The sequence below is a fragment of the Brevundimonas sp. RM1 genome, assembly GCF_052907225.1.
Genome location: NZ_JBRERY010000009.1, coordinates 60,714 through 73,648 on the forward strand (window position 1 = coordinate 60,714; position 12,935 = coordinate 73,648).

Annotated in this window: 13 protein-coding genes and 1 tRNA gene; 2 read left to right on the forward strand and 12 right to left on the reverse strand. The window is 68.9% G+C overall.

Annotated features, from left to right (window positions below; translation table 11 throughout):
* Positions 1 to 9: 9 nt before the first annotated feature.
* Positions 10 to 441: a DUF488 domain-containing protein gene (locus ACU5AP_RS10180; RefSeq protein ID WP_191001977.1), complete on the forward strand. Its 432-nt coding sequence runs from the start codon at positions 10 to 12 to the stop codon at positions 439 to 441.
* Between the two features lie 6 nt (positions 442 to 447).
* On the opposite strand, the gene ACU5AP_RS10185 is transcribed toward ACU5AP_RS10180, so the two are convergent.
* From ACU5AP_RS10185 to hppD, 12 genes are all read right to left on the reverse strand, one after another.
* The gene (locus ACU5AP_RS10185) at positions 448 to 2,418 is read right to left on the reverse strand and encodes a M1 family metallopeptidase (RefSeq protein ID WP_446681202.1); all 1,971 of its coding nucleotides are present in this window, start codon (positions 2,416 to 2,418) and stop codon (positions 448 to 450) included.
* Between the two features lie 52 nt (positions 2,419 to 2,470).
* Positions 2,471 to 3,748 (reverse strand): multidrug effflux MFS transporter, encoded by a 1,278-nt coding sequence (locus ACU5AP_RS10190; RefSeq protein WP_128719404.1) that lies wholly within the window; start codon positions 3,746 to 3,748, stop codon positions 2,471 to 2,473.
* A 103-nt stretch (positions 3,749 to 3,851) separates the two neighbouring features.
* On the reverse strand, positions 3,852 to 4,961 hold the full coding sequence (locus tag ACU5AP_RS10195) for an HlyD family secretion protein (protein ID WP_244911890.1): 1,110 nt from the start codon (positions 4,959 to 4,961) through the stop codon (positions 3,852 to 3,854).
* Between the two features lie 13 nt (positions 4,962 to 4,974).
* Complete coding sequence (locus ACU5AP_RS10200; protein WP_003164038.1) at positions 4,975 to 6,666, reverse strand: MFS transporter; 1,692 nt, start codon at positions 6,664 to 6,666, stop codon at positions 4,975 to 4,977.
* A complete protein-coding gene (locus ACU5AP_RS10205; RefSeq protein WP_446681203.1) occupies positions 6,663 to 7,217 on the reverse strand; it encodes a TetR/AcrR family transcriptional regulator in 555 nt (184 codons plus the stop codon). The genes ACU5AP_RS10200 and ACU5AP_RS10205 overlap by 4 nt, the downstream gene beginning before the upstream one ends.
* 412 nt (positions 7,218 to 7,629) lie before the next feature.
* A tRNA-Leu gene (locus ACU5AP_RS10210) sits at positions 7,630 to 7,714 on the reverse strand.
* Between the two features lie 91 nt (positions 7,715 to 7,805).
* Complete coding sequence (locus ACU5AP_RS10215; protein WP_003164036.1) at positions 7,806 to 8,813, reverse strand: fumarylacetoacetate hydrolase family protein; 1,008 nt, start codon at positions 8,811 to 8,813, stop codon at positions 7,806 to 7,808.
* 67 nt (positions 8,814 to 8,880) lie between these two features.
* On the reverse strand, positions 8,881 to 9,171 hold the full coding sequence (locus ACU5AP_RS10220) for a hypothetical protein (protein ID WP_052748106.1): 291 nt from the start codon (positions 9,169 to 9,171) through the stop codon (positions 8,881 to 8,883).
* On the reverse strand, positions 9,162 to 9,635 hold the full coding sequence (locus ACU5AP_RS10225; protein WP_446681204.1) for a methyltransferase family protein: 474 nt from the start codon (positions 9,633 to 9,635) through the stop codon (positions 9,162 to 9,164). Before ACU5AP_RS10225 ends, ACU5AP_RS10220 begins: the two co-directional genes overlap by 10 nt.
* Positions 9,632 to 10,717, reverse strand: a complete 1,086-nt coding sequence (locus tag ACU5AP_RS10230; RefSeq protein WP_088411002.1) for an isoaspartyl peptidase/L-asparaginase family protein — start codon at positions 10,715 to 10,717, stop codon at positions 9,632 to 9,634. Before ACU5AP_RS10230 ends, ACU5AP_RS10225 begins: the two co-directional genes overlap by 4 nt.
* Before the next feature lie 110 nt (positions 10,718 to 10,827).
* Positions 10,828 to 11,013, reverse strand: a complete 186-nt coding sequence (locus ACU5AP_RS10235; protein ID WP_003164030.1) for a hypothetical protein — start codon at positions 11,011 to 11,013, stop codon at positions 10,828 to 10,830.
* The gene (gene hppD, locus ACU5AP_RS10240) at positions 11,014 to 12,099 is read right to left on the reverse strand and encodes a 4-hydroxyphenylpyruvate dioxygenase (RefSeq protein ID WP_003164029.1); all 1,086 of its coding nucleotides are present in this window, start codon (positions 12,097 to 12,099) and stop codon (positions 11,014 to 11,016) included. It lies immediately after the preceding gene.
* Positions 12,100 to 12,323: 224 nt separating this feature from the next.
* Here hppD and ACU5AP_RS10245 point away from each other — a divergent pair, with 224 nt between their 5' ends.
* Positions 12,324 to 12,905: a YqaA family protein gene (locus tag ACU5AP_RS10245; RefSeq protein WP_003164028.1), complete on the forward strand. Its 582-nt coding sequence runs from the start codon at positions 12,324 to 12,326 to the stop codon at positions 12,903 to 12,905.
* Positions 12,906 to 12,935 lie beyond the last annotated feature (30 nt).

Sequence of the window (12,935 nt, forward strand, 5' to 3'; positions counted from 1 at the left end):
CATCGCCGCATGAAGCTGTTCACCATCGGCTATGAAGGCGCGACGCAGGCCCAGGTCATCGACCGGCTGAAGGCGGCGGGGGTCGAACTGGTCGCCGACGTGCGGGCGGTCGCCTCGTCGCGCATCGCCGGCTTTTCCAAGACCGTGCTGAGCGAAAGCCTGAAGGCCGAGGGGCTCGACTATCTGCAACTGCGCGCCCTGGGCACGCCCAAGGCCGGGCGCGACGCGGCGCGCAAGGGCGACGCCGCGACCATGCGCGCCGTCTTCAACGCCCATATGCAGGAGCCGGACGCCGAGGCCGCCTTCCAGCAGCTGCGCCACGCGGCGGGCGAACGGCGCGTCGCCCTGCTGTGCTTCGAGGCCGACGCCTGCGGCTGCCACCGCTCCATCCTCGCGGACCGGCTGGCGCGCGAGGACGGGGCGGAGGTGACGAACCTCTAGGCGGTCTTACGGACGCCCCACCACCTGATCGACCGAGTTGCTGGTGACAGGGTGATACAGCGGTCGGGCCTTGGCGTAGATGCGCGTGGCGATCGGGCGGCCCCAGTCGCCTTCGGCCCACAGGGTTTGGAACAGCGGCAGGACGAATTTGCGCCGCCCCTGGCTGGTCAGGAAGCGGTCGGCCGTGGCGACCGCGGGCTCGTAGCGGTTGGCCAGGGCGGCCTGCAGCCAGGCGAAGACCAGTTCGGCGTTGCCTTCGCGGTCCAGCTTCAGCGTGCTTTCCAGATCGGCCAGCTGGGCCGGGCTCAGCCAGTCGGCGCCCGCCGCCAGCCCCTCGGGCCGCCACGACAGGAAGCGCAGGCGCTGCTGGGTGTTCCAGTCCTTCCACGGCACGGCCGAGGCCGGGCCCTTGGCGACGTAGAAGGCGCGGGCGGCCGCATCGACTGGCTCGAAGGCGTGCGACACCGGCGCCTGGACGTTGGACGGCAGACCCGGTTCATAGACCCAGGCGTTCAGCTGCAGCCGTTGCTCCAGGGCCGCGTCGCCCTTGATCAGGTGCGTGCGGATGTCCTGAAGGAAGCGTTCCGACGTCATCGGCCGCCAGGCGTTGCGCTCGAAATAGCCGCGCAGCCAGGCGTCGAACTTCTCGCGCCCGGCGATCTGTTCGATGGTCCGCAGGAAGGCGGCGCCCTTGTCATAGGCGATGGTGTTCATGCCGTCGTCGGGATCGCGCCCGGTCAGCTCCAGGTGCAGACGGGTGTCGGCCGGGGCCAGCTCCTTCAACTCGTCCTGCAGCCCGCCCCAGGCCAGAACCTGCTCCTGCACGGCGGCGTCGCGGCCGTAGACGGCCTCCATGATCCGGTTCTCGAAATAGGAGGTGAAGCCTTCGTTCAGCCAGAAGTCGTCCCAGGTGGCGTTGGTCACCAGGTTGCCCGACCAGGAGTGCGCCAGCTCGTGCGCCACCAGCGAGACCAGCGAGCGGTCCCCGGCGATGATGGTCGGGGTGGCGAAGGTCAGCATGGGGTTCTCCATGCCGCCGAAGGGGAAGCTGGGCGGCAGGACCAGCAGGTCGTAGCGCCCCCAGCGATAGGGGCCGTACAGGGCCTCGGCCGCGTCCACCATCTCGGCGGTCGGCTGAAGCTCGTGCGCCGAGGCCTGAAGCTGGCTCGGCTCGGCCCAGACGCCGGTGCGCTCGTCGAACGGGGCGAAGGCCAGGTCGCCGACGCCGATGGCGATCAGATAGGGCGGGATCGGGTTGTCCAGCTTGAAGCGCCAGGCCTTGGTCCCCGCGCCGGCCGCCTCGCCCTTCGGCGTCAGCTGCTCGGCCGACATGACGACGGTCAGATCAGCCGGGGCGGTGATGCGGGCGGTGTAGGACTGTCGTATGCCGGGGCTGTCCTGGGTCGGGATCCAGGTGCGGGTCAGGATCGCTTGGCCCTGGCTGAACAGATAGGGCTTCTGGCCGCCCGCCGTCTGCTGCGGGCTGAGCCACTGCAGGGCCGAGGCGTCGGGGCGGGTGGAATAGTCGATGACGATCTTCTGCGTCTCGCCGCCCTGGAAGGCGGGGATGCGCACGGTCAGGGGCTGGCCCTTGATCGGATCAGACGCGCCCAGGCTCCATTGCAGGGCGCGGCCCTGGGCGTCGGTCACGCCCTTGATGTCCAGCATCTTGGCGTCCAGCACCACCTCGGTCGCGCCGGGACGGCCGGTCACGTCCAGCGTGGCCTTGCCCGATAACGTCTTGGCGGCGAAGTCGGCGGCCAGGTCCAGGTCGACGTGCGTCACCCGCGCCTCGGCCGGGCGGGCGTAGGAGTGGGCGTCGTTGACGTAGTCGGTCGCGGGGGCCGGGGCCGGCGCGACGGGGACCAGCGGAGTCATGGGGGTGATCTCTCCGGTCGTGGCGCAGGCGCCCAGGGACGTGGCGAGGGCGGCGGCGAGGGCGAGGGCGGAAACCCGCCCGACCAGCTTCAGGGTCATCGAACGCTCCGTATTCAGATGCGCCCGAAAAGGCCCCCTCGCGCCCGAAAGATCAAGCCTTTGCTGCGGGCGGCGGCAGGTGATGCGCCTTGAACAACCGCCCCTTCTCGGCCGTCAGCACCAGCGCCAACGCCGCGACGCCCAGCAGGACGAAGCCCACGGTCATCGGCACGGTCGAACCGTCGAACTGCTGGCCGATGGCGAAGCCCAGCAAGGCGCCGCCGATCGAGGAGATGAAGCCCTGGGCCGAGGAGGCCGTGCCCGCGATATGGCCCATCGGCTCCATGGCCATGGCGCCGAAATTGCCGGCGATGAAGCCGAAGCAGAACATCTTGCAGGCCTGCAGCGCGGCGAACATCCACAGGCTGTCGTGGCCCAGGTACGCGATGACGGCGTGCAGGGCGCTGAAGCCGATGAAGCCGATCAGGGCCGTGTGCGCGATCAGGCGCGAGCCCAGCTTCTCGACCAGGCGGGCGTTCAGGATCGAGGCCACGGCGATGCCCGCCGCCACCAGGGCGAAGACCACGGGGAAGAGGCCCGGCGCCTTGAACACGTCGAAGAAAATCTGCTGCGAGGAGTTGATGAAGCCGAACAGCGCGCCGCTGATGACCGTCATGGCCAGGGTGTAGCCCATCCCCTGACGGTGGGTCAGGGCGAAGCGGAAGGCGCCGGCGATGCGGCCGAGATTGATCGGCATCCGGTCCTCGGGATGCAGGGTCTCGGGCAGGCGAAGCCCGGCCCAGATCAGGAAGGCCCCGCCGGACAGGGCGAAGACGCCGAAGATCCACGGCCAGGGCGCGACCAGCATGATCATCTGCCCCACGGCGGGCGCGATGATCGGCACGCCCAGAAAGACCAGGAAGCTCAGCGACATGACGCGCGCCATGGTCCGTCCGACATAGCGGTCGCGCACGATGGAGACGGCCAGCACCCGCGTCGCCGCTGCGCCCACGCCCATGCCGACGCGCGACAGGATCAGCAGGTCGAAGCTGTGGGCGAAGGCGGCCAGCACGCTGAAGGCGACATAGACGCCGATGCCCGCGAACAGCACGGGGCGTCGTCCGTAACGATCCGACAGCGGGCCATAGAACAGCTGCGCCCCGCCGAAGCCCAGCAGATAGGCGGTGATGATCCACTGACGGCTGTTCTCATTGGTCACGCCCAGGTCTTGGCCGATGTGGGGCAGGGCCGGCAGCATGGCGTCGATCGCCAGGGCGTTCAGCGCCATCATCACGGCGATCAGGCAGACGAATTCGGCGAAGCCCGGCCCCTTGGCGGGAAGCGACGGCTTGGCCTCGATCTCGGCGGGCGGGGTCGGGGCTCGGGTCATGGAGAGCAGATGCCGCCTGCGACAGGCTGACGCAACCCTGCAAAGGTGAAGTTTTTTGCGCTGCAACAATAAGACAGGCGATGAGCAGGGTCCGAGCCGGAGCCTAGTCCTTCACCGTGATCCGCGCCGTCACCGACATGCCGGGCGACAGACGCTCGACGCCTTCCTGCCCCGGATCGACGGCGATGCGGACGGGGATGCGCTGGGCCACCTTGGTGAAGTTGCCGGTGGCGTTGTCGGGACGGATGACGCTGAACTCCGAGCCGGTGGCGGGTGAGATGCGCTCGACCTTGCCGGTCAGGACGCGGCCGCCCAGGGCGTCGACGGTGATCTTGACCGGCTGGCCCACGCGCACGTCACGCATCTGGTTCTCCTTCATATTGGCCGTGACCCAGACCACGTCGGGGACCAGGGCCGTCATCTGCGTGCCGACCGCCACCTGCTGGCCCTGACGCATGGAGATCTCGCCCAGGCGGCCGTCGCGCGGCGCTTCGATGCGGGTGTTGTCCAGGTCGATCTGGGCCAGCCGCACCTGGGCGCGGGCGTTCTCGACGGCGGCCTCCAGCGAGCCCCGGCTGACCACGGCCGAGGTCACGCCGGTCTGGGCCACGTCCTCGGCGGCGCGGGTTTCGGCCAGCTGGGCCTCGGCGGCGCGCAGGGCGTTCTGGGCCACATCGACCTGGGCCTGGGCGACCCAGCCGCCCTCGAACAGGGTGCGTACGCGCGTCGCGTCGGCGCGAGCCTTGGTCACGGCCGACTGGGCGGCGGCGATGGCGGCGCGCGTCTGGGCCACCGATCCGCGCGCCGAGGCCTGGCTCTGGGCCGAGTTGGCCAGGGCCGCTTCAGCCGAGTGCAGCGAGGCCTGCGCCTGCTCCAGCCGCTGGCGATAGATGCGGTCGTCGATGGTGGCCAGCAGCTGGCCCTGCTTCACCGTCTGGAAGTCCTGCACCTCGACCGAGGTGACATAGCCGCTGACCTGGGGGCTGATGATCGTCACCTGGCCGCGCACATAGGCGTTGTCCGTCGTCTGCGGTCCGCCCGAGAACGGCGGCAGGCCCCAGGCGTGCAGGATCAGCCCGGCCCCGATCAGGGCGATCACGCCCAGGACCACGCCCCACATCATCCGCCGCGTCCTGGACACCAGGGGCGGAGGCGCGGCAGGCGCAGGCGCTTGAGCGGGAGGCGGCGGGGCGGAGGGGGAAGCGTCGGTCATGGTCGGGTCCGGTTCACTCGGCGGAGGGCGCTGGCGCTTGGCTCGCCTGGGCGGCGTCGCGACGGCGGGCGCACAGCGCCTCGATGCGGGGGCGGTAATGGTTGACGGCGACCCAGCCGGCGCCGACGGCGGCGACGACGGAGATCATCAGGAAGACGTCGTTGTAGGCCAGCACCTGGGCCTGCTGGCTGACCTGCTGGTGCAGCAGGCGCAGGGCCGCGCTCTGGCGCAGGGCCGGGTCGTCGATGACGTGGGCGTAGGCGCCGCCCAGCTGTTGCAGCCGCTGCACCGTCTCGGGATCGCCTAGGCCGATGCTCTCGGCCAACTGATTGGAATGGAACTTCTCGCGCAGGGTCTGGACGGTGCCGATCAGGGCCGAGCCCATCAGGCCGCCGACGTTCTGGCACAGGGAGAAGAAGATGATGAAGCTGATGAAGCTCTTGCCGCCGCCTTGCAGCACCTTGCCGAAGCCGATGATCATCGTCGGTCCGATGAAGAAGGCGGCGGCGAAGGCCAGCAGGGCCTGGCTGACGTACAGCTCGCTCGGCCGCGTCAACACGGTGGCGTGGCTGTCCAGATAGGCGCCCAGAGCGATGAGGCCCAGCGCGATGGAGATCGGCTTCCACAATTTGTTCGGGTTCAGGGTGAAGGCGCTGACCAGCGACCCCGCCGCCGTGGCCGCCAGCATGACCCAGAACAGGCTGTGCATCTGGTCGTTCCCCAGTCCCATCTGCTGCAGGAAGCCGACCGCGCCGGTCGTCTGTTCCGACAGGACGATCCGCATCAGCAGGATGGCCAGCATCAGGCGCACGATGTCACGCCCGGCCAGCCAGCGCAGGTCGATCAGGGGATTGGCGCGGTTGTACTCATGGATGGCGGCGGCCGACAGCAACAGGACGGCGGCGGCCAGGGCCCAGCCGACCCACGGCGCCTCCAACCACCAGACGATCCGCCCCAAACCCAGCACGGCGCTGAGCAGCGCCATGCCTGGCGCGAACAGGGCGAAGGTTATGAAGTCCTGCGGCTCGAAGCTCTTGATGCGCTGGGCGGGCGGCATCTTCAGGGCGAAGACGGCGGGCAGGGCCACCAGCACCAGCCCCACCTCGAACATGTAGAAGGCCCGCCACAGATCGCGGTCCAGCAGGGTGGTGACGCCCAGTCGCGCGGCTGGGATGGCCAGGCTGGACAGGCCGACGCCCAGGATGATGCCCTTCAGCCGGTGCTGCGCCGGAAAGGCCTGAATGATGTAGAGGATGCCCAGCGTCGTCATGCCCGCCGCCGCGACCCCGGCGACGGCCCGCACCACCAGGGTCGAGACGAAGTCCTGCAGGAACAGGTGGGCCAGGGCGGCGGCCAGGAAGACGATCAAGACGATCTCGGCGAACAGCCGCAGGCCGTACTGGATGCGGAATTTGACCAGCAGCAGGTTCATGCTGGCGTTGGTCATGACGAAGATGACCGGCAGCCAGGCCGCCTCGGCCAGGGTCACGCCCAGCGATCCCGCCAACTGCGGCTGGTTGGCCGTCACCGCCGCATTGCCCAGGCTGCCGGTCATGGTGACCAGGGCGCCCACCAGCCCATAGGCCAGGCGCCAGGGCATCGTATGGTCGGGCGTCGACGGCGAACCGGGCATGACCGGCCGTTCGTGCGGTTTCAGCGTGGCGAAGAATTCTTCCCAGGGCAGATTCCAGTGACGGCGGCTCATGCGCGCGCTCCGCCCTGGGCGCGCACCATCTCGAGCGCCAGCTCCAGCGAGCGGCGGCTGAGAGCGATACGATCCTCGGACGAGACGACGGCCCGTGACGGCGCGCCCAGCATCAGGGCCAGGACGCGAATGTCCTCGACGGTCAGATCGGCCCGCACTCGCCCCGCCGCCTGCGAGACGGCCAGGGCCTCGGCGCCGGCCTCGCGCAGGCTTCGCCGCACCGGCTCCATCGCCTCGACCTTCAGGTCGCGAATGGCGGTGGACAGGCCGGCGCTGCCCATCATCAGGGCTGCCATCTGATCCAGAAACCACAGGAAGACGTCCGGATCATTCAACCGCGCGCGCGTGCGGCGGCCCAGATCCTCGATCTGCTCGACGAAGATCGCCAACACCAGCTCCGACCGATCGGCGAAGTTTCGATACAGCGTCGCCCGCCCCACTCCGGCCTTTTCGGCGATCAGATGCAGAGGCACGTCCAGCCCGTCGCGCGCAAAGGCCTCCTCGGCCGCCTTCAGCAGCCTTTCGCGGCGTTCCGCGGCGTCTTGTCGCAAGGGGCGGGTCATGAGGCGCTAAGTGGACACTTGTGTCCGCTTGTTCAAGGGGGCTGTTTTCTTGAAATGCACAAGTCGCGCGCACGCTGCGCCGCGATCGGCGTCGCGGGCGGGGACTGTGCTACAGGTCGCGTTGAAGGCGAGGGACGAGGAAGGACGATGATGCTCGCACGCACATGGAAAGCCCTGGCGGTCCTCGGCGTCTGCGTGATGCTGTCGGGTTGCTATTCCTGCTCGCTCAACGGCGGCTGGGAGCGGCAGATGAATCCGTTCTGCGCCGAGGACGGGGCTCTAGTCGGCGCCGCGCCCTTGTTCGTTGAGGCGTCCGCGATTTCGCCGACGGGTCGTCTTGCGGGATATGATGCGCCGAGGAGAGCGTCGCTCCAATCCTCAGCGGAGACTTGAAGTCAGCTGGTGCCGGTGGTCGGACTCGAACCGACACTCCTTGCGGAACCGGATTTTGAGTCCGGCGCGTCTACCAATTCCACCACACCGGCACGGCTAGGCTCAAGGCGGCGCAATCTAGCGGCGGCTGTGGTCGCGTCAATCGATGAAGCGCAGCCGCCGCCAGTTTTTACGTCGGACGCCTCAGGCCGCCGCCACCGTCTGTTCGATGGCGCCGAACAGGGTGTGATGCTTGTCGTCCAGCATCTCGATGCGGACGGTGTCGCCGTGCTTGAGGAAGGGGGTCTTGGCCGCGCCGGTCTGGATGGTCTCGACCGTGCGGATCTCGGCGATGCAGCTGTAGCCCAGGCCGCCTTCGGACACCGGCTTGCCGGGGCCGCCGTCGGCGTCCTTGTTCGACACCGTGCCCGAGCCGATGATCGTCCCGGCGCCCAGGGCGCGGGTCTTGGCCAGATGGGCGATCAGCGTGCCGAAGTCGAAGGTCATGTCGACGCCCGCGTCGGCGCGGCCGAAGTCCTGGCCGTTGACCTGGACCAGCAGGGCGCCCGACAGCTTACCGTCCGTCCAGCGGTCGCCCAGAGCGTCCGGCGTGACAAAGACCGGCGACAGGGCGCTGGCCGGCTTGGACTGGACGAAGCCGAAGCCCTTGGACAGTTCGGCCGGGATCAGGTTGCGCAGGCTGACGTCGTTGACCAGGCCGACCAGGCGGATCGCCGCCAGCGCCTCTTCGCGCGTCGCCCCCAGGGGCACGTCGCCGGTCACGACCACGATCTCGGCCTCCAGGTCGCAGCCCCAGGCCTCGTCCTTCAGCGGGATGGCGTCGCGCGGCGAGAGGAAGCCGTCGGAGCCGCCCTGATACATCAGCGGATCGGTCCAGAAGCTCTGCGGCATCTCGGCGCCGCGCGCCTTACGCACCAGCTCGACGTGGTTCACATAGGCCGAGCCGTCCGCCCACTGATAGGCGCGGGGCAGGGGGGCGGCGGCGTCGCGCTCGTGGAAGCGGCCGCGTGGCACGGCTTCGTGCTCCAGGCTCTCGGCCAGGGCGCGCAGCAGCGGCTCGCACCGCTCCCAGTCGTCCAGCGCCGCCTGCAGCGTCGGCGCGATCAGAAAGGCGTCCGTGAACCAGTTCAGGTCGTTGGAGACGACGACGAGGCGGCCGTCACGGCCGTGCTTGAGCGAGGCGAGTTTCATAAGGCGAGGCTAGTCTTGGCTGAGGCGATTGGGAAGCGGGGAGATGAGGGGGGCGGACGCCGTTCGATCAACTGTTCGGGGGCGAGATGACGGCGCGGGCTTCGGCGCCGGTCTGCTGGGCCGGGTCGCGGACCTCGACCTCGACGATGACGGCGCCCGCGGGTTCGTGCGCCCACAGGTAGCGGCGCTCGATCTCAACCGTGCGGCCGGATGGGGCCATGCCCTCATAGGTGTCGCCCCAGGGCGTGACGGCCTTCAGCTCGACCCAGCGCAGACCGCAGGCGGCGTCCAGCTCTTCAATGGCCATTTCCGACAGTTCGTCGGCATGGGGCGCGGGAGGTTCAGGGCTCACAGCCATCGACGGACCTTCTGGCGATAGGCGTCGTATTCGGCGCCGAAACGAGCAGACAGATAGCGTTCCTCGCGGGCGATGACGAAGCGGTCGATCACGATCAGGCAGGGGATCAGCAGGCCCAGGGCGATCGGGCTGTCCATGGCGATCGCCAGCCCCAGATAGGTGACGGCGAACCCCAGATAGATGGGGTTGCGGCTGAAGCGGTAGAGGCCGCCCGTGGCCAGGACCGTCGTCGGCTTCCACGGCTCGGGCGGGGTGCCCAGACGGCGGAAATGGCCCGCCGCCGCTCCATCCAGCAGCAGGCCGCCCAGGATCAAGGTCAGGGCGACGCCGCGCCGGACCTCGGTCGCCAGGCCCAGCGAGGGCTCGGCCAGCCATTGGCCCAGCCCCCACCCGCCCAGCAGGAAGGCGAAATAGATCACCGGCGGCGGCACGACGACGCCGGAATGGTCGCCTTTAGGTCTCAACGCGCGCCTGCTTCGTCGCCGTAGATGGCGACGCGCGCGGGCGAGGTCGATGAGACGGCGCCGCGATACATGCCCGAGGTGTTCATCGAGAAGGCGTGCACGCCGTCCTTGCCCATGACGATGACGCCGCCGTCGCCGCCGATGCTTCCTACCTCGGCGATTTCCGCGTCGGCGGCCTGCTGCACGCCGGCGCCTTCGGCGGTGCGACGGCAGATGTCGCGCGCGACGGTGGCGCGGATGAAATACTCGCCCGTGCCGGTGGCCGAGACGGCGCAGCCGTCGGCGTTGGAGGCGTAGGTGCCGGCGCCGATGATCGGCACGTCGCCGACCCGGCCCCAGCGTTTGGCCGTGGTGCCGCCGGTCGAGGTTCCGGCGGCCAGGCGGCCCTGGCTGTCGACGGCCACGGCGCCGACGGTGCCGAATTTGCGCTCGTCCAGCGGAGCCTCATGTAGATTGAAGGCCAGGGGCGCGGCCGGGCCCAGGCGGGCCGGTTCGGGGGGCGCGCCTTCCGGGCGCGGCGGCAGGGGCTCGCCCCGGTCGCGCAGCGCCTTCAGCAGGGCCTGCCAGCGGCTTTCGGTGAAGAAGAAGGACGGCGCCACCTCCTCCAGCCCGGCCGAGCGGGCGAAGGTCTCGGCGCCTTCGCCGATCAGCATGACGTGGGGCGACTTCTCCATCACCGCGCGGGCGGCGGCGATCGGGTGACGGGTGCGGGTCAGGCCCGCGACGGCCCCGGCGTTCAGGTCCGTTCCGTCCATGACGGCGGCGTCCAGTTCATTCTTCCCGGCCGAGGTGAAGACGGCGCCGCGCCCGGCGTTGAACAGGGGGTTCTCCTCCATCACCTCGATGGCGGCCTGAACGGCGTCCAGCGACGAGCCGCCGCGCGCCAGCACGGCCGATCCGGCGTCCAGCGCGGCTTGCAAGCCTGCGCGATAGGCGGCGTCGCGTTCGGGGCTCAGCTGGGCGCGCTCAATCACGCCCGCGCCGCCGTGGATGGCGAGCGACCATTGCGGCGCATCCTGAGCGACGGCCGGGCAGGCCAGCAAGGCGGCGGCCGCTGCGGCGGCCAAGGCGATGGATTTCATTTCAAGCTCCCCATTCATTCTTTTTCTCCCTTCGCGAGGGAGGCGGATCGGCCGCGATGGCAGACGAGCCGGAGAGGCGGCGTCAATCGCCCAGGCCCCTCCGCCTTAGTCTAGCGTTTATGATGCAGGCGTCGCCACAGGCGGTGGGCCAGGATGGGGGCGAAGCCGCAGACCAGGGCGGCGGCCAGGACCATCCAGAAGCCGCCCCCCAGCCAGTACTCGCCCGCCAGGGCCCCAGCCCCAGCCGCTAGAAGCGGACCGAGCCAGGGCAGCCAGTGCGGAGGCCGAAACCGCATTCAGGCGTCGACCTTGATGACGCCGCGACGGATCTGGTCCAGCTCGATCGAGTCGAACAGGGCCTGGAAGTTGCCGTTGCCGAAGCCCTCATTGCCCTTGCGCTGGATGATCTCGAAGAAGATCGGGCCGAAGGTGTCCTGGGTGAAGATCTGCAGCAGCAGGCCTTCCTCGTCCGAACCGTCGATCAGGATGCGGTTCTTGCGCATCCGCTCCACGTCCTCGCCGTGGCCCGGCAGGCGTTTGTCGATCAGTTCGAAATAGGTCTCGATGGTGTCCTGGAAGTCGACGCCGCGTTCGCGCATGGCCTCGACCGTCTCGAAGATGTTCTCGGTGGTCAGGGCGATGTGCTGGATGCCTTCGCCGTTATAGCGGCGGATGAATTCCTCGATCTGGGAATTCTCGTCCTGGCTCTCGTTCAGCGGGATGCGGATGGCGCGGTCGGGCGCGATCATGGCCTGGGAGAACAGGCCCGTCGCCTTGCCCTTGATGTCGAAATACTTCTGCTCTTCGAAGTTGAACACCGAGCTGTAGAAACCGGACCAGGTGCGCATCTCGCCGCGACGGACGTTGTGCGTCAGGTGGTCCAGGATTTCCAGACCCACGGAGTTCTTGCGCTCGGCCTCTTCCCAGCCCTCGATCTCGTCCCAGGCGTCATACAGCGAGCCGTTCTCGCCGTACTGGTCGATGACGTACAGCAGGCTGCCGCCGATGCCCTGCAGCACATAGGGGTAGTCGCCAGCCAGGGCGCCGCCGCCCGTGCCTTCAGCCTTGCGGGCGCCGCGCGCCAGCGCGCCCTCATAGGCGGCCTTGGCGTCGGCGACGCGGAAGGCCATGCCGTTGGCCGATGGGCCGTGGTCCTTGGCGAAGTCCGCCGCCTGCCCGGCGGGCGTGCGGTGGACCAGCATGGTGATGTCGCCCTGCTTCAGGCGCACCACGCCGTTGGCCGGGTTCACATGGGTGGGGGTGAAGCCCATCAGCTCCAGGCGCGAAATCATCGCTTCGGGCTCGGGGCCGGTGAATTCGACGAACTCGAAGCCGTCGACGCCGAGGGGGTTTTCCTGGTCGAGTTTGGCGGCGTCCTGCATGACGCGTCTCCTCTCTCTTATGGTTTGACGCGGCTCAGGCCGACATGGCGCGGCCGCTGATTGGGGCGGAACCTACTGGCGGGGCGGCATCGGGCGCAAGGCGGCTGTGGCCTGAAACGGCACACGTTCCGGTGTCGCAGGCGATCGTTCGCCTCTCGCGCCGCTCCGCCTGGCCTGCTATCGGGCGGGGGACGAGAGGCGGGGGCCTCGATCGGGACGCCTGAATGCTTCGCAAGCTCTACGACTGGGTCTTCTCTCTGGCCCGCCACCGTCACGCCACGCGCTCGTTGGCCGTCGTTTCCTTCGCCGAAAGCTCCTTCTTCCCGATTCCGCCGGACGTCATGCTGGCGCCCATGGTGCTGGCCAAGCCGGAACGCGCCTATTTCTACGCCACGGTCTGCACCATCGCCTCGGTGCTGGGCGGGATCCTGGGCTACGCCATCGGCTATTGGCTGGAGCCGGTCGGCATGTGGATGCTGGCCCTGCTGGGCAAGGCCGACACCTTTGAGGCGTCCAAGGCCCTGTTCCAGCAGCACGGCGCCTGGGTCATCCTCATCAAGGGGCTGACGCCCATCCCCTTCAAGCTGATCACCATCGCCTCGGGCATCTTCCAGTTCAATCTGGCGCTGTTCATCGCCCTGTGCGTGCTGACGCGCGGCGCCCGCTTCTTCCTGGTGGCCTTCGTGCTCAAGCGCTGGGGGCCGCCCATGCTGGCGATCGTCGAAAAGCGGCTGGCCCTGTTCACCGTCCTGTTCCTGGTCCTGCTGGTCGGCGCCTTCTTTATGGTCAAGCTGATCGGTCACTGATCGACGCCGCTCTCCGCTCAGTTTATGAGA